The organism is Marinobacter caseinilyticus (assembly GCF_011074955.1).
Taxonomy (GTDB): domain Bacteria; phylum Pseudomonadota; class Gammaproteobacteria; order Pseudomonadales; family Oleiphilaceae; genus Marinobacter; species Marinobacter caseinilyticus.
Genome location: NZ_WUQJ01000013.1, coordinates 80,419 through 102,431, shown reverse-complemented (window position 1 = coordinate 102,431; position 22,013 = coordinate 80,419). Strand labels below are relative to the sequence as shown.

The window sequence follows — 22,013 nt, the reverse complement described above, 5'->3', positions numbered from 1 at the left end:
TATTGGTTAACTGCCTCGTCCGGGCTGCAGGGTTGTGCGGGGTTATGTTCCGTACCCCGGACTTTCCATATGACTTCAGTTGGTTACTGGGACACCAGATCCATGGCGATAATGGATGACAAGGGCGGATTCCGTTCTATTACCCAGGTTCTGTTGAATCGCGTCATTCTGGTTGGCGTCGTCCTGACGTTTGTGGTTGGTGGCATTCATGCGTTTCGGGCGTACCAGAACGAACGTGGCGGCGAAATGAAGACGCTTGAAGCCATCCAGACGTTGTTCGTTCCGATGCTAGGCCAAGCCATTGCTGCCGATAATCCCGATGAATACGAACGACAAATTCGCGCGCTTGCGACGCTCCCGGGTGTTCGGACGGTATCGCTGCAACTGACCGACGATCGGTCACTCTTAGTCCACAACGGCATCAGCCGTGCCTCCGATACAACCCATGCCTTTGCCATACCACACGTTGAGACGCCAGAGATCACGCTGGCGGAACTGCAGTTACGTTTAGAGCGACGTTACCTATTACTCCAATTGATTCAGTCGGGACTCACCGGAGCCTTGTTATTTGCCCTGTCCACTTTGCTGGTGGTTTGGGTGGGGTATAGCACGGTATCCCGGCATATCAGACGGCCACTTACTGCCATTGCGGATTACAGCAAGGCCCTGTCGCCCTGGCGCGTTAATCCGCCGCTGATAATCAAGCGGCCAAACCACCCATGGCGGGATGAGGTTGACGTGATTGTCGAACGTTTCAACGTGCTGCGGCTCGATATCGATGATTTTCTCCGCGAGCGGGAAAAAATTACAGCAGAACTGGCTAATGAGCGAGATCAGCTTGATGCCCGCGTGAGAGAGCGCACCGAAGAGATTCGACGGATCAATGTCTACCTCGAAATGCTCTCCCGTTTTTCCATGTTGATGATTGAACTGGAGCCCGATGAACAGCGTGCCGGGATGGAAAATGCGATGGCCGAGCTTTCTGAAAAGTTTGGTGCCGGCGCTTGCGGCGTCGCCTGGTCATCAGGTGGCAGAGACTGGCGTTGGCGGTTTGTTTGGCGAACGCCGTACAATCCTGAGGTGTTTAAAACGACCGGTGCGCTGGCTTTGGTGCCAAACGAGCCGGGCTGGTATTTCGACAATAACCAGCTGATGGAGCATACCGTGTTGTGTGCGTTCACCACCGATGCCGAAGCTTACGTGCTGGCGTTTTATCGACCTGAGCGCCAGCCTCACGAACTGCTGGAGCGGCGATTGTTGCAAATGACTGCCGAGGTCATGTTCAAGCTGATTGAGCGTTGGCAGCACCTGCATGAACTGGAGAAAAGTCGTCGTGAACTGTTCCGGCTGTCTCGTACCGATCACCTCACGGGCCTGGCCAATCGCCGGTATTTTGATGAAGCGAAACTGATTGAGGGGCGCCGGGCGCAGCGGACCAGGAGCCCCGTCTCTGTATTGATGATCGATGTTGATTTTTTCAAAAACTATAACGATTTATACGGCCATGGCGCGGGCGATGAGTGCCTGGTTCAATTGGCGGGTATTTTCAGCCATCACTGTCGGCGGGCAGGCGAATTACCGGCACGGATGGGCGGCGAGGAATTCTCCATTCTGCTGCCGGAGCACGACGCCATTAGCGCTGCGGAGACAGCGGAACGTATACGGTGTGCTGTGTTCGATCTGGCCATTCCTCATGGCAGCTCGGGTCTGGGGCAGGTATCCATCAGTTGCGGTTGCGCAACCTGGGTTGGCGATGGCGTGATGAAAACGCTGGATGTGGTGTTTGACGTATTGATTGCGGAAGCCGATCGGCGGTTGTATCTGGCAAAGAGCAGGGGGCGAAACCAGGTGGTGTCGGACGCCAATGTGGACGTAGGACGCAAAACCGGCGTCGAGTCCGGGCCTGAAGCAGACCCGGAACTCAACTAGCACTGCGATCAATCGGCTTTCAGGGTCGCCATGTCGATCACGAATCGGTACTTCACATCCCCTTTTTTCATCCGCTCATAAGCGTCGTTGATGTTGTGGATGTCGAGCATTTCCACATCGCAACGGATGTCGTGTTCGGCGCAAAAATCCAGCGCTTCCTGAGTTTCCGGCATGCCGCCAATTAACGAGCCAGCCAGAACCCGGCGCTTGAAGACCAGGCTGCCTGCTTGCAAGGGCGGTTCAATGGCTTCCAGCAGACCGACCAGGATGTGGGTGCCGTCAAATTTCAGGCAGTTGAGATAGGGGTTCAAGTCATGCTGGACCGGCACCGTGTCGAGCATAAAATCGAAGGTTTCGGCTGCGGCCTGCATTTGATCATCGTCGGTGGAGATCACGACATGGTCTGCGCCCTGATGTTTGGCTTCAGCCACCTTGCTCTCGGAACGGGTGAAAATGGTGACTTCAGCACCCAGGGCCTTGGCAAATTTGACACCCATGTGGCCGAGACCGCCCATACCAATGACACCGACCTTGTGGCCCGGTTTGACGCCGTAGTGCCGAAGTGGCGAGTAAGTGGTGATGCCCGCGCACAACAGTGGCGCTGCGGCCTTCACATCCAGTTTGTCGGGAATCTTCACCACAAACCGCTCGCTGACCACAATCTTGTCGGAGTAGCCGCCGAAGGTAACAGACTGGTCGTGGCGATCGTGGCCATTATAGGTGCCGGTCATGCCTTCGAGACAATACTGCTCAAGACCGGACTCACAGGCAGCGCAGGTGCGGCAGGAATCGACCATGCAACCAACGCCGACGACGTCACCGACCTTATGATGGGTTACGTCGCTGCCAACGGCGGTGACCCGTCCGACAATTTCGTGTCCCGGCACAACGGGGTACAGACTGACGCCCCAATCGTTCTGGGCAAAATGAATGTCCGTATGGCAGACACCGCAATAATCGATTTCGATGGCGACATCGTCGGGCCTGGGTGCGCGACGGTCAAAACTGAACGGTGCCAGGCCGGATGTTTCTGACTGTGCAGCGTAGGCTTTGGTAGTGGTCATGGTTATTGGCTCCTCTGAACAGGGAGAATTCCCTCACGTTTAAACAACCACGATAGTGTGGGCGGTCACCGGTGCCTTGGCTATTCACAATCCTTTCGGATTTTTGCCTATTTGTCCGAGTTTTCCGTAAGATCGAGGAATTCCAGGACGATGCCGGGCATTATTCCGGTTCGATCTCAGTCCAGTATTATAAGGTGCAAGCGGGAGTATTTTGATGTCATCGACTTTGACAGAGCTTATTCGGCCCCTGGCTGGACGTGACGGATTCTCCGATACGTCGCTGGCGCCGGTGTCTGTTGTTGCCAGTCACCGGCCTGTGGCTCGAACACCGCTTGTTTACGAACCGAGCCTGACGGTGATTGCCCAGGGCCAGAAAATCGGCCATTTGGGTGACCGCGAGATTCATTACAACCCCGGTCATTATCTGGTTCAGACGTTACCGCTACCGTTTGAGTGCGAAACGTTTGCCTCCAGTGAACAGCCGCTGCTGGGCATCTCCATTCGTATCGAACCGGCCGTGCTGGGGGAACTGGTGAAGGAAACCGGGTTTGATGCCCAGTTGCTGGCGCGGGAAATACCGGAGCCAATGGCTTCTGTCGCGATGACGCAGGGCATGCAAGAAGCGGTAGTCCGTTTGCTGAGAGCCCTGCACGACCCGTTGGACGCGCAGGTGATGGGCACCGCACGGATTCGGGAAGTCATCTTCGAGGCCCTCAAGGGCAGCCAGGGGCCGGCCTTGCGGGCGTTGACCCTGAATCAGGGCCACTACGCCCGCATTGTTCAGGTACTGACCCAAATGCACGCCGGGTTTACCGACGACATGACGGTCGAACACCTGGCCCGGCAGGCCAATATGAGCGTGTCCACCTTTCATCAGCATTTCAAACAGGTGGCAGGGTCGTCTCCACTGCAGTACGTGAAGCGCCTGCGGCTGATCAAGTCGCGGCTGTTACTCAGTCATGACGATTTGAACGTGAATCAGACCGCCGCCGCGGTAGGCTATCAGAGCGTCCACCAGTTCAGCCGGGACTACAAACGTTTTTTCGGCGTCAGCCCGATCAATGATCGCCAGCCCAGCGTTCTCGATTAAAGCTGGAATTCTCCACTCATAAAGAAAGCCGCCTGACCTGCAATACCTACCCGATCGTCTCGCAGCGTGCATTTCAGCACGCCACCGCGGGTGGACAGCTGGTGGGCCAATAATTCTGTCTTACCCAGTTGCTGCGCCCAGTAAGGGGTCAACACGCTATGGATGGAGCCGGTAACCGGGTCTTCATGGATGCCAATGCCAGGGGCAAAGTAGCGGCTGACGAAGTCACAGTGATCGCCGGCAGCGGTGATGATCAGGCCGTGGTTGCCGAGCGATTTGAGAATGGCCATGTCGGGCGTGGCGGCACGAACGGCGGCTTCATTGGCCAATACAACCAGATAATTGACGTCGTCAGGGACTACAAATGCCGTGGCGGGAGCCTCAGGCAGGCCTTGGCAAACAATGTCGGGGGTGGCAACCGGATGAAAAGGCAGGCTGGGGAAGTCCAGTTCCAGCCAGCCATCGTCGAGCCGAGTGACGCCGAGAGGGCCACTTCGGGACTGCAGTCGAATGGCGTTGTTGGGCCAGCCCAGCCTGTTGAAAATAACCCAGGCTGAGGCCAGGGTGGCATGGCCACACAGGGGAACTTCCGCTTCCGGGGTGAACCAGCGGATATGAAAATCAACCCCCGAAGCGGGGGGCATCGGTACAAAAAAAGCCGTTTCGGATAAATTGTTTTCCAATGCAATACTCTGCATCAATGAGTCATCCAGCCATGTGTCTAGAGCCACGACGGCGGCCGGATTGCCGCTAAACACCCGGTTGGTAAAGGCATCAACCTGGAACAATGGGTAATGTGTCATATTGAGTCTCCTCTTCGCTGATTGTGGTTTTTGGCGCCCCTATTGAGTCACAGGCATAACTGGCCGCTCGGCCCTGAGCAAATGCGGCCAGTTCGGCCGTACTGTAAAGATCAACTCGCAGTAGTTGATGGGACCTTGATAGTTGCCAATGCTCTGGGCCCAGTAATGTCACGGTGAACCCCATGGCCCGCAACTGCCGGGCCACTCGCTGAGGGGTGTGAGGGCCGCTGACCGACCCCTGCTCTAACGCCAGAATATCCTTGCGTTGGGCGCGTGGCGGGGGTTCCGGAGTATTCCGGTCGTATTGGCATACAGCGTTCATGGCGTGTCTCCGATTCCGTGGATGGCCATGCCATTGTGGGCGATTGGCAAAGACCGTAACAGATCCAGATAAACTACTTTTGCACCGGTACAGAGAAGCGTAATCTTTATCTGTGACGGTCATTCTTCGACTGATCTGTACTGTTACGTCAAGCCAACTGTCTGGCAGGATAGAACCATGGGAATCTTATACAACCGTGTTGCCGATCAGCTTCAGACTTTGATTCACGAGGGCGTTTACCGTGAAGGTGAACGCCTGCCCGGTGTTCGGGTGCTCAGTCGTCAGTTTGGTGTGAGTATTTCAACGGTCCTGCAAGCGCACCAGACACTGGAGAGCCGCGGCTACCTGGTCGCGCGTGAGCGCAGTGGGTATTTCGTGCAGCTGCCGTCGCGTGATACCCCGATGCCGGCGATGCCCAAGCCGCGCGTGCAACCGGTGCCGGTCACGGCCCGGGAGCTGGCGCAGGATCTTTGCTCAGATACCCGTAAGAACATGGTGCCACTGGGGGTTGCAGTGCCACATCCGGACTTCCTGCCGCTGCGCCAGATTCAGCAGGCCACCATCTGGGCCGCACGCCAAGGCTATGAGACCCTCGATTACGCATTTCCGGGCAAGTTGATCTATCGACGCCAGCTGGCGCAGCGCATGACCGCCATCGGAGTGCCGACTGCGCCGGACGACATCCTCGCGACCAACGGCGCACAGGAGGCAATGATTATTGGCCTTCGCGCGGTGACTCAGCCGGGCGATATCGTTGCCATCGAATCGCCGTCGTTCCCAGGCATTTTGCAAGCACTCGATATCGTCGGATTGCGGGTGATCGAAATTCCAACGCATCCGGTGGATGGGGTCAGCCTGGAGGGCTTGCAGCTGGCGCTGGACCAATGGCCTATTAAGGCCTGTATTGTGGTGGCCAATCACAGCAACCCGATGGGCGTGCGTCTGGCGGATCAGCGCAAAAAACAGTTGGTCGAGATGCTGGAAAAAGCCGGCGTGCCACTCATTGAAGACGACATATACGGTGACTTGCCCCATGAGGGTGACCGGCCTCGTCCCGCTAAAGCATTTGATAAGACGGGCAACGTGATTTATTGCAGCTCGTTCTCGAAAACGATTTCGCCGGGTTTGAGAGCGGGCTGGATGGTGCCCGGGCGTTATATGGTGGAGGCGAGCCAGCAGAAAGTATTTTCGAATCTGGCCACAGGGTCGATTCCACAGCTGGCGGTGGGGCATTTTCTTGAACACGGTGGTTACGACCGTTATCTGCGTGCCGCACGGCAGCGGTATCGGGATGCCACGGGACGCATGCGGGCCGCGTTAAGCCGTGATTTCCCGGCGGGGACAGCCATTAGCAAGCCCGTGGGTGGGTTTGTGCTCTGGGTGCAATTGCCGAACCAGGCCTCCGGCACGGAAGTGTTCAGACTGGCGCACAAGGAGGGCATTCATGTGTCGCCAGGTAAGATGTTCTCAACCACCAACAAATACGAAGATTACTTGCGTATCAACTGTGCCAACCCCTGGAGCGACCGCATCGAGCAGGCGGTGAAACGGGTTGGCGTACTGGCGGCTCAGGTAGCCGAAGGCGAATGATCCGCCGGTAAAATAAGCGGCGCCAGAGTGTCCGCCCAGGCGATGTACCCAGCGCGGCCTGGGTGAAATCCGTCATCGGCCATCATGGCGGGATCATCGGCAAAGTCGATCGTGACGAGCTCCGTCTTTTCGTGTTCGTCCAGGAGTGCTTCCAGCAGATGATTGAAGTGCCTCGCCCGCTGTCCCAGATACCAGCGAAGTGGTTGCGGTAACGATGGGAATCGGTGCATGGGAGGCACGGCGGTAAACAGAATCTGTTTGGGTCGGTATTGCTTTTGCAGTGCAAGTACCAACTGACGGACTTGCCGTATCCATCGACTGGCGGAAACCGTGGAGGTCACATCGTTAACCCCCAGAGACACCACGATGACGTCTACCTGGATGCGTGGCAGCCGCTCAGCGGGGGGCAAAAAGTCAGATACTTTCAGCCCCGTATGGGCCTGCAAAGTCCAGTTCACCGTCAGTCGCCGAGCCAGTCGCTGTGCCAGTTGACCTGAAAGAGCGTCCTCCTGGGCCTCGACACCCACTCCGGCGACGGCCGAATCCCCGAGCAGCAACATATTCAGCAACGGACCTTCACCGACCGTGCCACTGCGTGCGCCCTCAGGTTCCGGCAGTTTCACAGTGGATGAACGAACGTGACGGCCTTGAAACAGTAACACCGGCGACAGCGGAATCAGCGTCAGTTTGTGAATCACAGTTGTTTCCCAGGTTGAAGGTGCGAATTCGTTTGGTCATTCTGAAATACTAGTCCGCTTCGGAGCAATCACCAAACACGCCAACGAATGTGGCCAGTAGTGTCATTTTGGCCCGAAATGCGAGCCGGTGGATAACAAAAAACGGTGTGAATAGTGGCCGGCCTGCCAGGATTGGGGTATAAAATGAAGCGACTGCTTTAATTTGACCCGTAACACTGATCTACACAATGATAAGAAAACAGGAGGCCGTAATGGCGATCAGCTCAACACCTGAAGGCGTGTCCGTATCGCCACGGCATGTCAGCTTTGATGTGTCTGAGGAACTTAAAACCCTCTGGCATGGCAATGACGCTTTCCGTACAGCGTTTTTTAATGCCCTGTCATTGCAATTTCCGGATGGAGAGCAGCAGTTTATTAACGCGGTCCGTTTGTACCGGGACAAGATTAAGGACCCCAAGCTGGCACAGGAAATACGCGGCTTTATTGGTCAGGAGGCACTCCACAGTCGCGAGCACAAGCATTACAACGAAGCACTCAAAGCCCGTGGTTATGACATCGATGCATTGGACGAGCGGTTTAGCCGTCACATGGCCTGGGTGGGTAACTTGCCGCCCAGTCGGCAACTGGCAGGCACTTGCGGTGCTGAGCATTACACCGCGGTGCTGGCGAATGCGATTCTTAAAAATCCGGAGTGGATGCAGGGCGCGACACCGACCATGAGGAAACTGTGGCGCTGGCATGCCATTGAGGAAACTGAGCACAAGTCGGTGGCTTTCGATGTGTATCAACACTGCGTCGGCAACGAGCGGTTACGTCGCTTTGTTTTCCTGTTCGTGACCTACAATTTCTTCAAATTTACCTTCCTCAATACTTGCAGTCTGTTGAAGACCGAAGGCAAACTCTGGAGCCTGAAAACCTGGATTGGAGGTATCAATTTTCTCTGGGGTAAGCCAGGCGTCCTGCGCGCCTGCCTGCCGGAATTTCTGGCGTATTTCAGGACAGGCTTTCACCCATGGCAGCAAGACAATCGCCAGTTGCTTGAGGCCAGTCTGAATGAGCTTGATACCGACTACCAGGCGTCATAATACCGCGGTTTACAGGGATCTACGGTATCAATGAGGGATTAGAGACTTAGGTCTCTGAATCCCTGCTCGCTGTGTGATAAACATCCTCGCGTTCACCATCATAATGATAACAAGGACCCGGCCATAATGAGCGGGCTCAAGCATGGAGGCCTGCTATGCGCGTAGGTTTAATTGTTGATTCTGCTTGTGATATTCCCCATGACTTCAGCCGTAAGCACGGCATTTTTGTGCTGCCGGTAACGGCCAAAATTGATCATCAGACTTACATTGATGACCATGACCCGGTAAAAACCCAGGATTTTTACGACAGTGGGCTTTTACAAAAAGGTCATCATGCTCAAACGGAAGCCTTCACCACCAAACAGATCCACGATCTGTTCATGGACAAGATCGTCACTCAGTATGACGTCGCCATTTGTGAAACGGTCACACGCTCCCGCAGTCTCATTTACCAGAATGCCACGGAAGCCATGAACGGCGTCATGTCTCACTATCGAGAGGCCAGGGACGCGGCTGGGGTGAGCGGCACCTTCTCCATGCGGGTGATTGACAGCAAGCAGATATTTGCAGGACAGGGACTGTTGGCGGCTCACACCCAGAGACTGATTGATCAGAATTTGTCCAAAAATGCGCTGCGTCATGAAGTCGAGACATTCGCCAACAAAATCTACACTTGTGTGATTCCCCGCGATCTGCACTACATCCGCGAGCGTGCACGTCGCCGGGGAGACAACAGTGTGTCGGCGATGGTGGCGTTTTTGGGGAAAGCCCTGAGCATCACGCCTGTGATTTTTGGCCTGGGCGCAGAGGGCAAACCGGTCGCTAAAGCCCGCAGTTCTGAGGCCTCGATTGAAAAAGTCATGAACTATGCCATCGGTCGCATCGAGGCAGGCTTGCTGACGCCGTATATCAGTCTTTCCTGTGCTTTGTCGTGGGCGGAGATTGGGCAATTACCAGGCCTGGATCATTTGAGGGCGACCTGTGACAAGCACGGCATAGAACTGCTGTTGTCGCAAATGGGCATTACCAGTTGCATCTACATTGGACCCGGCAGTCTCTGTTTGGCACTGGCTGCGGAGCCTCATGAATTCTCAGACTTTCCATAGCCCCCGAGCCCTCTACTGACCACTTGGCTGAATTGCATCTTTTGCCAGGCGTTTTAGGATAAGAGCTTGAGGCCACCGTCGTGTTAGCCTCAACGCTCGACCCAATGCTTCCGACAGACAGCCAGGAACCTGCCATGACCCAAGGCCAGATGGACACCGCCACTTTATTGCTCGATCAGCACATCAAGCATGAGCTTGCCTCGCTCAAGGGCGCGAAGCTGCGCAAATTTATTGAGCACGAAGTGGCAGAACTCTTTCGACTCGGTGACGTGGTCACCTTTAATCGAATCAGCTCGATTGATCAGGTGATGAGTGTGATCAGGCGCGTGGTGATGAACATGGAGTTGGACGCCGGAATTCCCGAAATGGCGGGGGAGATGGCGACAGAAGTATTGAACGCGCCGGTCCAGTCAACGACTCAGTTGAAACAGGTGCTCAGCCGTGAACAGGCAACCGCCTTTCTGGAAGAGGCACTGGAACTTAGGGAACATCGCGACCGGGTGATCAAAGAGATTATGGTGCACCCGGTGTATCAGGAGCTGGTCTCCAACGTCGTTTACCATGGTCTGGTCAATTATCTGTATGAAGACAACCTGATTACCAAGAATGTACCGGGCGTCGGTTCCATGATGAAATTCGGCAAACGCATGGCCAACCGCGCAGTGCCAGGGTTAGACGAATCCTTTGAGCGAAGATTTAAGGCCTGGCTGGCCGAGAGCTTGCCGGGATTGATCAGTCGCAGTGAGGCCTTCCTGCAAAAGGCCCTGAGTGACGAAGAGGTGCACGATAGTGTGATGGCAGCCTGGATGTCCGTGGAAAATCTCACGATTGGGGAGCTTCGGGAGGGTCTGGGAGACGTTCAGCTTCAGGAATTCGTTGTACTGGGTTATGAGTTCTGGCTCAACTTCCGTCAGACAGAGTATTTTGAAGGCTGTTGTCGTGCGGTTGTTGAGCATTTATTCGATAAGTACGGAGATGAGCCGGTGACCTGCCTGCTGCAGGATGTGGGTGTGGATCAAACCGTTGTGATGACAGAGGCGGATGCTTTCATTTTGCCGCTGATGGACGTGCTGCGGGAGGAGGGGTATCTTGAGGCCTTGCTGCGCCGCAGACTTGCACCGTTTTACCAGTCTGCCGCCGTGAAAAAAATCCTGAAAGCCGGGGAGTGAGCAGGCAACAGAGACTCCTGGTGCTGTGTGAGGTGAGGCATGCCATCTGCAGAATTATTCTGGGCCTATCTGGTTGCGGTTTTTCTTCTGACCGTGACCCCGGGTGTCGACACATTGCTGGTCGTTCGTAATACCGCGCGAGGAGGTCTGCGTGATGGCGTCATCAGCAGCGTGGGCATTTGCAGCGGCCTCTTTATCCACGCCGCACTCTCCGCTGCCGGCATCTCGCTGATTCTGGTGCAAACGACGTGGGCGTTTTCGGCGCTCAAGTGGGCGGGCGCGTGCTACCTGATCTGGTTGGGTCTTGCCAGTCTTTACCAGGCAATCAAGCCGAATGACGGCGTCCGTGTTGCGGCCTCGCCAGCCGTTTCCACCGGCCCCGTCAGGTTTCGGCGCGCGTTTCGCGAAGGTTTGTTGTCCAATGTGCTGAACCCTAAAACTGCCCTGTTTTATATGGCTTTCCTACCCCAGTTTATTGACCCCGAGGGGCCTGCTTTTGCGCAATCCATGGGCTTGGCCGCGATTCATTTTCTCATGGCCATGATCTGGCAGTGTGGCCTTGCCCTTGCCGTGGTGCGGTCCCACCGTGTGTCTGTAAACCACCGGTTAAAACGACTGATGCAGGGCGTGACGGGCACAATGTTCATGGGCTTTGGCGCCAAGCTGGCAATGACGCAGGCGTAAGTTCTGCCCCGTAGGTCTGCGCTGTGCATCACAGGTCTGGCATTGTGCATGCCAGGTGCCGTCGATCATAAGCGGGCTGGGCAAGGCGTTGTCACGCTTTGTCGCTTAAGTCGGCCATGGGCCGTGAGACCGCCAGGGTCTTTCGGTCGATGGGTGCTACCCAGTCGACGCTTCAGCTCAGGAGGGTCCTGATGTTGGAGTCCGGCAGGCCCGGGCCTGCTCGGAAGTCGAAGCGTTGGTTATGGTTGCGTCCTGCCGCAGTCGATGACAGCGCTCAAAACCACGGTCGTTACGCCAATCCGAGATGAGCCACAAAAAAGGGGAGGCTAAGTGCCTCCCCTTTTCATATCCGGTTTGCGCGACCGGTGCCCAATCCAGCGGCACCTGCCCGTTAGCGCTCCAGGTATTGCAGTTTGTCTGGTTTGCCATCCCACTCTTCAGCGTCGGGCAGCGGATCTTTTTTCTCGGTGATGTTGTCCCATTTACCGGCAAGATCGGCGTTGATCTCAATAAATTGCTGTTGGTTCGCCGGCAATTCATCTTCCGAGAATATGGCCTCTGCCGGGCACTCCGGTTCGCACAGTGCGCAGTCGATACACTCGTCCGGGTCGATGACCAGAAAATTCGGGCCTTCGTAGAAGCAGTCTACCGGGCAGACTTCAACACAGTCGGTGTACTTGCACTTGATGCAGTTATCGGTAACGACAAACGTCATGGTCGGGTTCCTGGTCTGAGTAGTCAGTCTCATCAGTGGGCAAGTCGTGCTGGCCTGGGTGGTGATACCCCTATGCGTGGCCGCCGTCTTGTCCCTTTTTCTGAACGTTAAAAGAGTGAGCGATATTGTAGGGAGCAGCCCGCTTTGTCGCAAGCGCCAGAGCGCGATAAGTTTATTCCTGCTTGGCACACTGGAGATTGGCCGGCCAACGTTATCCCTACAAGCCGGTCATGATAATTTCGCTTTGAGCTCATAGAGTCGGTTCAGTGCGTCTCGTGGCGTCAGCTCGTCCAGATCCATCGCCGCCAAGGCTTTCTCCACAGGGCTTGGGTCCATGCTGGCGAACATATCGGCCTGATGACTGGGTTCGGCGGGGGGCGAGTGCGTAACGACGCCCTTGCTGGGTGCTGCACTGCCTTCAAGGTGTTTGAGCTGCAGCTTGGCATTGGTGATTACACTGGCAGGCACCCCGGCCAGTTTGGCCACTTGTAGACCATAACTTTGGCTGGCTGGGCCATCATGGACATTGTGCAGAAAAACAATGCTGTCATCATGCTCGGTAGCGGTCAGGTGCACGTTCACCGCATGCGCCAACTGATCCGCCAGTTGAGTCAGTTCGAAGTAGTGGGTGGCAAACAGCGTGTGGCAGCGGGTCTCTTTGGCCAGATGCTCTGCGGTGGCCCAAGCCAGCGACAAACCGTCAAAGGTGCTGGTGCCGCGACCGACTTCGTCCATCAGCACCAGGCTGTGCTCGGTGGCGTTGTGCAGAATGTTGGCAGTTTCCGTCATTTCAACCATGAACGTGGAGCGTCCGCCTGCGATGTCGTCGGAAGAACCCATGCGGGTGAATATCCGGTCCAGCGGGCCAAGTTTGGCACGGTTGGCTGGCACGAAACTGCCGGTATACGCCAATAATGCAATCAGCGCTGCCTGTCGCATATAGGTCGATTTACCCCCCATGTTGGGGCCTGTAATCACCAGCATTTTGCGCTTGTCGTCGATCAACACATCGTTTGGAACGTAGGGCTCATCGAGTAATTGCTCCACCACGGGATGACGACCCTGTTCTATGTCGAAGCCTGGGGTGCCACTGAATTCGGGTGCACTGAACCGCAGGGAGGTGGCGCGCTCCGCGAAATTGCTCAGTACATCCAGTTCCGCCAATGCCTGAGCGCTGTCCTGCAGTGGCGCCAACTGTGCCGCAAGCGTCTCGAGGACGTCCTCATACAGGCCTTTCTCCCGGGCCAAAGCCCGGCTCTTGGCGCTCAGAGCCTTGTCTTCGAATGTTTTAAGCTCCGGCGTAATAAAGCGCTCCGCGTTCTTCAGGGTTTGTCGCCGGATATAGTCCACCGGTGCGTGGTCTGATTGCGCCCGGCTGATTTCAATGTAGTAACCATGAACGCGGTTGTAGCCCACTTTGAGGGTACTGATGCCGGTGCGTTCCCGCTCCCGCGTCTCCACGTCCAGCAGATACTGACCGGCGTTTTCGCTGATATTGCGCAGGTCGTCCAGTTCGGCGTCAAAGCCATCCCGAATAACCCCGCCTTCCCGGATCACCACCGGCGGGTTGTCATTGATGGCCCGCGTCAGCAAGTCCGACAATTCGGGGTACGTGGCAATAATGGTGGCCAGTTTGACAACGTGATGGGAGTTGACCGGACGCAATGCTGTTTGCAGGTCCGGCAACGCCTGAAAGGCTTCTCGCAGCCGGGCCATGTCCCTGGGTTTGGCGGAGCGCAAAGCCACGCGGGCCAATACCCGTTCAATGTCACCGACGGACTTCAGCAGGTCATGCACCGTTTCGTAGTGGAAGCCGTCGAGTAGAGCCGACACCGCTTGCTGGCGCTGTTTCACCTCGGCGATATCCCGCAGTGGCCGGTTCAGCCAGCGCCGAAGTTGGCGCCCGCCCATGGACGTGGCGGTGCGGTCCATCACCCAGGCCAGGGTATGCTGATGACCGCCCATCAGGTTGGTATCGATTTCCAGGTTACGACGGCTGGTGGCGTCCAGAATGACGGCGTCTTCACGACGTTCCCGGCTCAGTTTACGAATATGGGGCAGGGCCGTGCGCTGGGTTTCTTTTGCGTATTGCAGCAAGCAGCCGGCGGCGGGAATGGCCAGGGTCATATCCTCGCAGCCAAACCCGGTCAGGTCCCGGACTTGCAGTTGCTGGGTAATCACGCGTCGGGCGGAATCCATCTCAAACAGCCACGGTCCCTGGCGACGGATACCGGTATAGCCCTGAAGGAGGTCTTCGTAAGGAAAGTCTTCACTGATCAGTATCTCGGCCGGCCGCAAGCGTTGCAGCTCACCTTGCAGTGCTTCCAGGCTGGACAGTTCCGAAACGGCGAAACGACCGCTGGAAATGTCCAGAGACGCGAAGCCAAAGTGTTCCCGGTGGTTGTATATGGAGACCAGCAGATTGTCGCGTCGATCTTCAAGGAAAGCGTCGTCACTGAGTGTGCCGGGCGTCACAATGCGCATTACCTGGCGATCCACCGGGCCTTTACTGGTCGCCGGATCGCCTATTTGTTCACAGATGGCGATGGATTGACCTGCACGAACGAGACGTGCAATGTAGTTTTCGGCGGAGTGATAGGGAATGCCTGCCATTGGGATCGGGTTGCCACCTGACTGGCCGCGGGCAGTGAGTGTAATATCCATTAACTCGGCCGCTTTCCTGGCGTCGTCGAAGAACAGTTCGTAAAAGTCACCCATCCGGTAAAACACCAGCTCATTGGGATGCTGGCCTTTTATTTTCAGGTATTGCTGCATCATCGGCGTGTGCTTGGAAAGATCGCTTTGCAAGGCTGACATTGAGACATCCGGCGGTCATGGGTGAAATCGGGAGGCCAACACCAGTAACCGGTGTTATGACGACGTGGACGGGATTGTAAGAAAATAATGGCCCGGATGAAACGAGGGAGTTCAATATGACAGTGACGGATGCACAATTGGCGGAGGCCGGTGAGGCTCTGGCGGAGTTGCTTTTAAAGCGGCGGTTGATGATTACAACGGCTGAAAGCTGCACCGGTGGCTGGGTCGCGAAAGTGCTGACCGACCGTGCCGGTTCCTCCGAGTACGTCCACAGTGGTCTTGTGACTTACAGCAATGAGGCCAAGCAGCAACTTCTGGGGGTGACGGAACCGACGTTGACGGAATACGGTGCGGTCAGTGAGCCGGTGGTCAGGGAAATGGTTGCTGGAGCGGTGGCGGTGACCGGCGCGGACATTGCGGTTGCAATCAGTGGTGTTGCTGGCCCGGGTGGTGGCAGTGAGGACAAGCCAGTGGGAACCGTATGGATGGCCTGGGGACAGTCGGCTGCGGACACCGAAGCGGTGCTCATGACCTTTGAGGGGGATCGGGATGCGGTTCGCCGGCAGGCCGTATGGTTCTCCTTGCAAGGCCTTCGAGCCTTTCTCGATAAATCGTAAAACAGGGGTTGGTCTCGATCAGTGGTTATGCTTTAATACTGGTCAAATATACAGTTAATTGCCTGGGCGGCACGCCAGCCTGCTCAGGTTCTGATCAAAACCGCAGACGTGGTAGAGGCAAGAGGGTATGGCAGCGATGGAAGACAACCGTAAAAAAGCACTGAGTGCAGCACTGAGCCAGATCGAGCGGCAGTTCGGAAAGGGCGCCGTGATGAAAATGGGCGATCACCCCCGTGAGGCGATCCCGGCTGTATCCACCGGTTCTCTTGGCCTGGATGTTGCGCTTGGCATTGGCGGCCTGCCCTATGGCCGGATTTGTGAAATCTACGGTCCTGAAAGCTCCGGTAAAACCACACTGACGCTTCAGGTGATTGCCGAAGCTCAGAAGCAGGGTAAAACTTGTGCCTTCGTCGATGCGGAGCATGCTCTGGATCCTCAGTATGCCGAAAAGCTGGGCGTAAACGTCGACGAGTTGCTGGTCTCCCAGCCCGACACCGGCGAACAGGCGCTGGAGATCTGCGACATGCTGGTGCGCTCCAACGCGGTGGATATCATTATTGTCGATTCCGTTGCTGCACTGACGCCGAAAGCGGAAATTGAAGGTGAAATGGGTGACTCCCACGTTGGCCTTCAGGCCCGTCTGATGTCCCAGGCCCTGCGCAAGCTGAACGGTAACGTCAAGAATGCCAACTGCCTGATGATCTTCATCAACCAGATCCGCATGAAAATTGGCGTCATGTTTGGCAGCCCGGAAACCACCACCGGCGGTAACGCGCTTAAGTTCTATTGCTCCGTACGTCTGGATATCCGCCGTATCGGCGCGGTCAAGGACGGCGACGAAGTCATTGGTAACGAGACTCGGGTCAAAGTGGTCAAGAACAAGGTGTCACCGCCGTTCAAGCAGGCGGAATTCCAGATCATGTATGGCAAGGGCATCTATCACATGGCCGAGGTACTGGACATGGGTGTGAAGGAGGGCTTCGTCGATAAGTCTGGCGCCTGGTATGCCTACAACGGGGACAAAATCGGTCAGGGCAAGGCGAACGCCTGCAAGTTCCTGGAAGAGAACCTGGATCTTGCCAAAGAAATTGAAGCCAAAATCCGTGAGAAGCTGATGCCGAAACCGGTCAAGAAAGAGGTGGTGCAAGAGCCAGCGGAAGTGAATGGCGAACTGATTTAAATCGCCCAAAGTGTCGAAAAAGCCGGCCAGATGAGCCGGCTTTTTTGTGTCCGGAAAAGCCAAGATCATTGCGCTGCCACCGAGCCACAGATCGTGCCCTTGTGAAATCGGATTTGCGGACGTGCTTTCACCTGGCGGTTAAAACCGTCCCGGAAAGGCAAGGTTTCAGCGCTTAATACTCCATTGTTGAAGGTGTTAGACTCGAATGAAATGAACGGTTCAGGCTGGGGTGTTATGGGAGATCGGAAGAAATTACTCGTGGTTGCACATGCCCCTTCACCCAACACGCTTATCCTTCGGCAGGCGGTCGAGCGGGGGGCGCAACATCCGGATATTGAGGCAGTTGAGGTGACGGTGCTGGCGCCGTTGGATGCGGGGCCGGAGGATGTGCTTGCCTGTGATGCCATCATCCTTGGGACTACGGAAAACCTGGGCTATATGAGTGGCGCCCTGAAGGACTTCTTTGACCGCAGTTATTACCCCTGTTTGGAAAAAACCCAGGGCCTTCCTTTCACGTTCTATATCCGGGCCGGCCACGATGGCACCGGGACCCGACGTGCCATTGAGTCTATTACCACCGGTTTACGCTGGCGATTGGTGCAGGAGCCGTTGCTGTGTCGAGGGGAATATCGGGACGAGTTTGAGGCTCAATGCGAGGAGTTGGGTCTTTATATGTCGGCCAGCCTTGATGCCGGGCTGTTTTGACAACGGGAATCACAACACCTAGCTGGCAAACCGATTGTAGAAGCCTTCTATCCGGGACAGCGCATTGTCGACGGCGCGAGAATATCGCTTGTGTTCATGGCAGTAACTGAACTGGATACTGACACGGTATCCGGTTTGGTAGGGATGCACAGTGACCACTCTGGCGGCGACCCGGGATTCAGAAATATATTTGCCATTAAAGTCCAGAAACAGGCGGGTACCGGGTTCCATGGCACGGGGTGATAAGACCGCCATGCCGTAACGATTCATGTCGAGACAGGTGACGGCGGTGGGTGCTTTGCGCTGGCGGGCAATAAATCCGCGCTCCCGTAACTGTACCTTGAGGCATTGTGCTTCGTAGCGGTTCTTGATCCGTCGATCCTTGTGATCAATCGTCATACATCTCTATCCATGATGCTGATTGTTTTTATTGCCTTGGGACTCTGTAGTCTAGTTCTGCACCAGCTGTCTGAAAAATGACCGATTCGGAAACTGGGACCCAGTTCGCATAACGCGGATGGCACGCACTGAGCGCACCAAGGTCGGGTGCTAAGGTGGGCGTTGATCCATTAACGCACCGAGACCAGGGCTACGCCCGCGTGCTGATCAGTCGCCCCCGTCTGTCTTCGGTGGCGGTAGGGCGGGCCGTCTTGGGGTCAAGCAGCCCTGGCGATCGACGGGATCTGCGCTTGCGACGGTCGGGGCCACTGAAGCCCTGCTGAGATCGCCTGCGGTCCGGTTGATACCGCCGATCTGATGGGCGCTGACGTGGGGGGGCCACCACATCCGCAGCAGCAGGCGTGCGTTGAGTATTGCTGGTACGGTTTTTGTCCAGCGTTGTGAGCGGCGCATTCTGAGTACGAAAAATATCCATAAGCGTTGTTAACCCTCGGGTTTCCAGTGGCCAACCTCTATGTCGGCTCGCTATTGTCTATCAGCACTATCGACAGTTTACCCTAAAACTTGAGCCGCGATGGCGACAGCGGGGGTGTCAGGTTCTACAATGACCGGCCAGAGTCAGGGAACCCCTGGATAACGTGTTCCCATTAACACCACGTCACCACCGTTACAGGACCGAACCTTGAAGTCACTGTCCCTGAATCAGCTCTACAAAGCCTGCGTACTGAAAGAGTTTCCGTTTAAAACGACCCGTCAACTAGAACCGCTTTCTGAAATCGTTGGTCAGAACCGTGCCCAGGAAGCTGTTCGCTTTGCCCTGGCGATGCCTCATGGCGGCTACAACGTCTATGCCGTCGGCCGTAATGGGCTCGGCAAGCGCACCATGATGCTGCGGTATCTTGAGCATCATGCCGATACCGAGCATAAAAGCCACGATTGGTGCTATGTCGCGAATTTTGAAGAGCCTAGGGTGCCGCAAGTGCTGAGACTGCCCTCAGGCATGGGTCAGATGTTGAAGCAGGATATGGACCGGCTGATGACCAGGCTGATGAAGGTTATTCCCCAGACCTTTGACAGCGACAGCTTTCTGGAGCGCGCCGAGCAGCTTAAAAATGAGTACGCCAAGAAGCAGGAAGACGAGCTCGAAAAAGTCGCCAATCAGGCCAAGCGGAAAAAGGTCAGCTTGACGGTTACCACGCCCGGCGGCTATCGGCTGGTGGCCATGAACGGTGAGGTAGCGCACACCGCCGAAACCTTCGAGGCTTTGACGCAGGAGCAGCGCGACAAGTTTGAAGACTCCATCAACAAGCTGGAAAAGAAGCTAAGGCAGGCATTGCGCAAGTTGGCGGAGTGGGAGCAGGACTACGTAGATGAGCAAGAGGCGCTCAATAAGGAAACCCTGGAAGCGATTTCCGGCCACCAGTTGGATGAGTTGGTCGCCAAGTATAAGGCAGAATCCGACGTAACCGCTTATCTTGAGTCGGTGCGGAAAGACTTGGTGGACAGCCTCGATATTTTCCTGGAAGACAACGAGGAGCAAGCCGCAATTGCCTATGCCTCCCTCGACAAAAAATTGCCCCGTCGGTATCAGATTAACCTGATGGTGCATCGAAAAAACGACGAAGTGCCCATGGTTGTGGAAGACAACCCGAATTATCACAACCTGTTTGGCTACGTTGAAAATGTCACTTTCAAAGGCACGGTGTTCACTGATTTTTCATTGATTCGCCCCGGCAGTTTGCACAAGGCGAATGGTGGCTATTTGCTGATGGACGCGAGCAAGGTGCTGGAGCAGCCGTTCGTCTGGGATGGCCTTAAGCGCGCGTTGCGGTCGCGGTCCATGCAGATTAATTCTCTCGAACGTGAACTGACGCTGTCGGGCACTATTTCCCTGGAGCCTGAACCGATTCCGCTGGATGTGAAAATCGTACTGTTCGGTGATCGTGAAACCTGGATGCTGCTGCAGGAATACGACCCGGAATTTGCCGAACTGTTCCGGGTCACGGCCGATTTTGAAAACGAGATGATGCGGACGTCTGAAAGCCAACTGCTCTATGCAAAGTTTATTGCCAGTCTGGTGAACGAGAAAAAGCTGCTTCACTGCGACCAAAAGGCGGTCGCTCGTGTGATCGAGCACAGTGCGCGGATGGCCGAGCATCAGGATCGGCTATCGCTTCATGCGGCGGACATCGCCAACCTGCTACGGGAATCCGACTACTGGGCTCGTCAGGCTGGCGCCAAGTTCATCCAGGCAACTCATGTGGAGCAGGCGCTGGCGAGTGCGCAGCACCGGAGCAGTCGTATTCGTGATCAGTTTTACGATTCGATCCGTGACGGCACGACATTAGTCACCACGACCGGTTCGCGAGTCGGTCAGGTTAACGCCCTGTCGGTGCTGTCCACCGGTGGATTCGAATTTGGTTTATCCAACCGCATTACCGCAACGTGTTACTACGGCGATGGGGATGTGATTGATATCGAACGCGACGTCAAATTGGGCGGCAATATCCACTCAAAAGGGGTAATGATACTGACGTCCTGGCTGGCATCGCACTTTGCGGTGACCGAACCGATGCACCTGTCCGCGAGTCTGACGTTCGAGCAAAACTACGGCGAGGTGGACGGAGACAGTGCCTCACTGGCGGAACTTTGCGCCTTGATTTCAGCGCTGTCCGGCATTCCTGTCCGGCAAGATCTGGCCATTACCGGTTCGGTCAATCAGTTTGGTGAAGTACAGCCGATTGGTGGTGCCAATGAGAAGATTGAAGGATTTTTCCAGACCTGCCGCCTGACCGGTGCCACCGGCACGCCGGGGGTGATCCTGCCGGCTACCAATGTGCAAAACCTGATGCTCGACAGTGAGTTGGTGAATGAGGTTCGGGAAGGTCGATTTGTGGTCTACAGTGTAAGCTCAGCGGAAGAGGCAATTACATTGTTGTTGGGTAAGCCTGCGGGTAAGGCGGATGCCAATGGTCGCTATCCCAAACAGAGTGTCTTTGGCGTGATCCAGCAACGGTTGGAAAAAATGCGTGAACAGGAGCGTCAGGAGCATGGCCATACCGAGAAAGACCCGTCGATCCATTGATTGTGATGCGACCAATCAGTCGCGAAGCGTGAGGGGCCCCTCCTGGCCAATGCTGGCAAGGTTGCTAGCCACGATGCTGGGCGCATGGGCGCTGTCTTCGTCAGCTTTGGGGTTGGAGCTCTCCGGGCCTCAGCAGCAAGGCGCGCTGTTAATTGGCCAAGTCGCGCCCGGCAGTCAGGTGTGGCTTAATGAGAAGGCTGTCCGGGTGACGGCAGCGGGTCAGTTTGCCATGGGGTTTGGGCGCGAAGCTGAGCTTGAACAGCGAGTGCGTGTTCAGTCTCCCGTCGGACAAACCACCGTCCATAATCTGACATTGTCCCAGCGTGAGTATGACATTCAGCGTATTGAAGGCGTGCCATCCCGCACGGTTACGCCGCCCCAGGAGCGGACCAAGCGAATCCGTCGTGAGGCGGGCCGAGTGCGGGAAGTGCGAGCGACAGACTCTGATCTGACCGGATTTTTGGCAGGCTTTGTCTGGCCCGCGGAAGGCCGCATCAGCGGTGTATACGGCAGTCAGCGTGTCTACAATGGTCATCCAGGATCACCGCATTACGGCGTTGATATAGCCGCGCCCCGGGGGGCGGTGGTTATCGCACCGGCGTCTGGCGTTGTCACCCTGGCGGAACCGAATTTGTTCTATTCCGGAGGAACGCTCATTATTGACCATGGCCACGGTGTCAGTTCCACGTTTTTGCATCTGGATAGTCTGCTGGTGGAGCCCGGGCAGTCCGTAAAGCAGGGCGACCGGATTGCGCGAGTGGGCAGTACCGGCCGGTCAACCGGGCCACATCTCGACTGGCGCATGAACTGGTACGGTGAGCGGGTGGACCCCGTGACGATTGCACCACCGTTGCAAGAGGGACACACACCACCTTTATTGAAGACAGACGGACGGAAGTGACGGCCTGGCCGGCTCACCGGACGATCACGATGGAAACCGAACAGAGAGGAAGCG

At 56.1% G+C, this 22,013-nt stretch carries 19 protein-coding genes; 12 read left to right on the top strand and 7 right to left on the bottom strand.

The window, feature by feature from the left end:
* The first annotated feature begins 69 nt into the window (after positions 1 to 69).
* A complete protein-coding gene (locus GRX64_RS05775; protein ID WP_166264583.1) occupies positions 70 to 1,929 on the top strand; it encodes a sensor domain-containing diguanylate cyclase in 1,860 nt (619 codons plus the stop codon).
* A gap of 8 nt (positions 1,930 to 1,937) precedes the next feature.
* Here GRX64_RS05775 and GRX64_RS05770 read toward each other — a convergent pair whose 3' ends face one another.
* Complete coding sequence (locus GRX64_RS05770; protein ID WP_166264581.1) at positions 1,938 to 2,993, bottom strand: NAD(P)-dependent alcohol dehydrogenase; 1,056 nt, start codon at positions 2,991 to 2,993, stop codon at positions 1,938 to 1,940.
* 214 nt (positions 2,994 to 3,207) lie between these two features.
* On the opposite strand from GRX64_RS05770, the gene GRX64_RS05765 reads away from it, so the two are divergent.
* Positions 3,208 to 4,083, top strand: a complete 876-nt coding sequence (locus tag GRX64_RS05765; protein WP_166264579.1) for an AraC family transcriptional regulator — start codon at positions 3,208 to 3,210, stop codon at positions 4,081 to 4,083.
* On the opposite strand, the gene GRX64_RS05760 is transcribed toward GRX64_RS05765, so the two are convergent.
* Positions 4,080 to 4,886: a PhzF family phenazine biosynthesis protein gene (locus tag GRX64_RS05760; RefSeq protein ID WP_166264577.1), complete on the bottom strand. Its 807-nt coding sequence runs from the start codon at positions 4,884 to 4,886 to the stop codon at positions 4,080 to 4,082. The two genes, GRX64_RS05765 and GRX64_RS05760, sit on opposite strands and share 4 nt — an antisense overlap.
* A complete protein-coding gene (locus GRX64_RS05755) occupies positions 4,858 to 5,208 on the bottom strand; it encodes an arylamine N-acetyltransferase (protein WP_166264575.1) in 351 nt (116 codons plus the stop codon). The genes GRX64_RS05760 and GRX64_RS05755 overlap by 29 nt, the downstream gene beginning before the upstream one ends.
* A gap of 177 nt (positions 5,209 to 5,385) precedes the next feature.
* On the opposite strand from GRX64_RS05755, the gene GRX64_RS05750 reads away from it, so the two are divergent.
* A complete protein-coding gene (locus tag GRX64_RS05750) occupies positions 5,386 to 6,798 on the top strand; it encodes an aminotransferase-like domain-containing protein (RefSeq protein WP_166264573.1) in 1,413 nt (470 codons plus the stop codon).
* Here the strand turns inward: GRX64_RS05750 and GRX64_RS05745 are convergent.
* On the bottom strand, positions 6,777 to 7,496 hold the full coding sequence (locus GRX64_RS05745) for an SGNH/GDSL hydrolase family protein (RefSeq protein WP_166264571.1): 720 nt from the start codon (positions 7,494 to 7,496) through the stop codon (positions 6,777 to 6,779). The two genes, GRX64_RS05750 and GRX64_RS05745, sit on opposite strands and share 22 nt — an antisense overlap.
* A 251-nt stretch (positions 7,497 to 7,747) precedes the next feature.
* On the opposite strand from GRX64_RS05745, the gene GRX64_RS05740 reads away from it, so the two are divergent.
* The 4 genes from GRX64_RS05740 to GRX64_RS05725 all read left to right on the top strand — a co-directional run bounded on the left by GRX64_RS05740 (position 7,748) and on the right by GRX64_RS05725 (position 11,540).
* Positions 7,748 to 8,581 (top strand): metal-dependent hydrolase, encoded by an 834-nt coding sequence (locus tag GRX64_RS05740; RefSeq protein WP_166264569.1) that lies wholly within the window; start codon positions 7,748 to 7,750, stop codon positions 8,579 to 8,581.
* A 155-nt stretch (positions 8,582 to 8,736) separates the two neighbouring features.
* Entirely contained in the window at positions 8,737 to 9,687 is a 951-nt protein-coding gene (locus tag GRX64_RS05735; RefSeq protein ID WP_166264567.1) for a DegV family protein, read from the top strand.
* Between the two features lie 134 nt (positions 9,688 to 9,821).
* The gene (locus GRX64_RS05730; RefSeq protein WP_166264565.1) at positions 9,822 to 10,856 is read left to right on the top strand and encodes a hypothetical protein; all 1,035 of its coding nucleotides are present in this window, start codon (positions 9,822 to 9,824) and stop codon (positions 10,854 to 10,856) included.
* 39 nt (positions 10,857 to 10,895) lie between these two features.
* Entirely contained in the window at positions 10,896 to 11,540 is a 645-nt protein-coding gene (locus tag GRX64_RS05725) for a LysE family translocator (protein WP_166264541.1), read from the top strand.
* Between the two features lie 391 nt (positions 11,541 to 11,931).
* Here the strand turns inward: GRX64_RS05725 and fdxA are convergent, their stop codons facing one another.
* Entirely contained in the window at positions 11,932 to 12,255 is a 324-nt protein-coding gene (gene fdxA / locus GRX64_RS05720) for a ferredoxin FdxA (RefSeq protein ID WP_166264539.1), read from the bottom strand.
* 228 nt (positions 12,256 to 12,483) lie between these two features.
* Entirely contained in the window at positions 12,484 to 15,072 is a 2,589-nt protein-coding gene (gene mutS / locus GRX64_RS05715) for a DNA mismatch repair protein MutS (protein WP_166264537.1), read from the bottom strand.
* A gap of 116 nt (positions 15,073 to 15,188) precedes the next feature.
* Here mutS and pncC point away from each other — a divergent pair, with 116 nt between their 5' ends.
* From pncC to GRX64_RS05700, 3 genes are all read left to right on the top strand, one after another.
* Positions 15,189 to 15,689, top strand: a complete 501-nt coding sequence (gene pncC, locus GRX64_RS05710) for a nicotinamide-nucleotide amidase (protein ID WP_166264535.1) — start codon at positions 15,189 to 15,191, stop codon at positions 15,687 to 15,689.
* Positions 15,690 to 15,825: 136 nt separating this feature from the next.
* Entirely contained in the window at positions 15,826 to 16,869 is a 1,044-nt protein-coding gene (gene recA, locus GRX64_RS05705; RefSeq protein WP_166264751.1) for a recombinase RecA, read from the top strand.
* A 234-nt stretch (positions 16,870 to 17,103) separates the two neighbouring features.
* A complete protein-coding gene (locus tag GRX64_RS05700) occupies positions 17,104 to 17,574 on the top strand; it encodes a flavodoxin family protein (RefSeq protein ID WP_166264533.1) in 471 nt (156 codons plus the stop codon).
* Between the two features lie 18 nt (positions 17,575 to 17,592).
* Here GRX64_RS05700 and GRX64_RS05695 read toward each other — a convergent pair whose 3' ends face one another.
* The gene (locus GRX64_RS05695) at positions 17,593 to 17,973 is read right to left on the bottom strand and encodes a PilZ domain-containing protein (RefSeq protein ID WP_166264531.1); all 381 of its coding nucleotides are present in this window, start codon (positions 17,971 to 17,973) and stop codon (positions 17,593 to 17,595) included.
* Positions 17,974 to 18,655: 682 nt separating this feature from the next.
* On the opposite strand from GRX64_RS05695, the gene GRX64_RS05690 reads away from it, so the two are divergent.
* Both GRX64_RS05690 and GRX64_RS05685 read left to right on the top strand, forming a co-directional pair.
* Complete coding sequence (locus tag GRX64_RS05690; protein ID WP_166264529.1) at positions 18,656 to 21,058, top strand: Lon protease family protein; 2,403 nt, start codon at positions 18,656 to 18,658, stop codon at positions 21,056 to 21,058.
* On the top strand, positions 21,024 to 21,959 hold the full coding sequence (locus GRX64_RS05685) for a M23 family metallopeptidase (protein WP_235937529.1): 936 nt from the start codon (positions 21,024 to 21,026) through the stop codon (positions 21,957 to 21,959). Before GRX64_RS05690 ends, GRX64_RS05685 begins: the two co-directional genes overlap by 35 nt.
* The last annotated feature ends 54 nt before the right edge of the window (positions 21,960 to 22,013 follow it).

Excerpts from the sequence above, each read along its gene's own strand:
- GRX64_RS05750 (WP_166264573.1), top strand. The coding sequence starts at position 5,386 with ATGGGAATCTTATACAACCGTGTTGCCGATCAGCTTCAGACTTTGATT.
- GRX64_RS05685 (WP_235937529.1), top strand. The coding sequence starts at position 21,024 with ATGGCCATACCGAGAAAGACCCGTCGATCCATTGATTGTGATGCGACC.
- GRX64_RS05760 (WP_166264577.1), bottom strand. The coding sequence starts at position 4,886 with ATGACACATTACCCATTGTTCCAGGTTGATGCCTTTACCAACCGGGTG.
- GRX64_RS05775 (WP_166264583.1), top strand. The coding sequence starts at position 70 with ATGACTTCAGTTGGTTACTGGGACACCAGATCCATGGCGATAATGGAT.
- GRX64_RS05700 (WP_166264533.1), top strand. The coding sequence starts at position 17,104 with ATGGGAGATCGGAAGAAATTACTCGTGGTTGCACATGCCCCTTCACCC.
- mutS (WP_166264537.1), bottom strand. The coding sequence starts at position 15,072 with ATGTCAGCCTTGCAAAGCGATCTTTCCAAGCACACGCCGATGATGCAG.
- GRX64_RS05730 (WP_166264565.1), top strand. The coding sequence starts at position 9,822 with ATGACCCAAGGCCAGATGGACACCGCCACTTTATTGCTCGATCAGCAC.
- pncC (WP_166264535.1), top strand. The coding sequence starts at position 15,189 with ATGACAGTGACGGATGCACAATTGGCGGAGGCCGGTGAGGCTCTGGCG.
- GRX64_RS05735 (WP_166264567.1), top strand. The coding sequence starts at position 8,737 with ATGCGCGTAGGTTTAATTGTTGATTCTGCTTGTGATATTCCCCATGAC.
- GRX64_RS05695 (WP_166264531.1), bottom strand. The coding sequence starts at position 17,973 with ATGACGATTGATCACAAGGATCGACGGATCAAGAACCGCTACGAAGCA.
- fdxA (WP_166264539.1), bottom strand. The coding sequence starts at position 12,255 with ATGACGTTTGTCGTTACCGATAACTGCATCAAGTGCAAGTACACCGAC.
- recA (WP_166264751.1), top strand. The coding sequence starts at position 15,826 with ATGGAAGACAACCGTAAAAAAGCACTGAGTGCAGCACTGAGCCAGATC.
- GRX64_RS05725 (WP_166264541.1), top strand. The coding sequence starts at position 10,896 with ATGCCATCTGCAGAATTATTCTGGGCCTATCTGGTTGCGGTTTTTCTT.
- GRX64_RS05740 (WP_166264569.1), top strand. The coding sequence starts at position 7,748 with ATGGCGATCAGCTCAACACCTGAAGGCGTGTCCGTATCGCCACGGCAT.
- GRX64_RS05770 (WP_166264581.1), bottom strand. The coding sequence starts at position 2,993 with ATGACCACTACCAAAGCCTACGCTGCACAGTCAGAAACATCCGGCCTG.
- GRX64_RS05755 (WP_166264575.1), bottom strand. The coding sequence starts at position 5,208 with ATGAACGCTGTATGCCAATACGACCGGAATACTCCGGAACCCCCGCCA.
- GRX64_RS05765 (WP_166264579.1), top strand. The coding sequence starts at position 3,208 with ATGTCATCGACTTTGACAGAGCTTATTCGGCCCCTGGCTGGACGTGAC.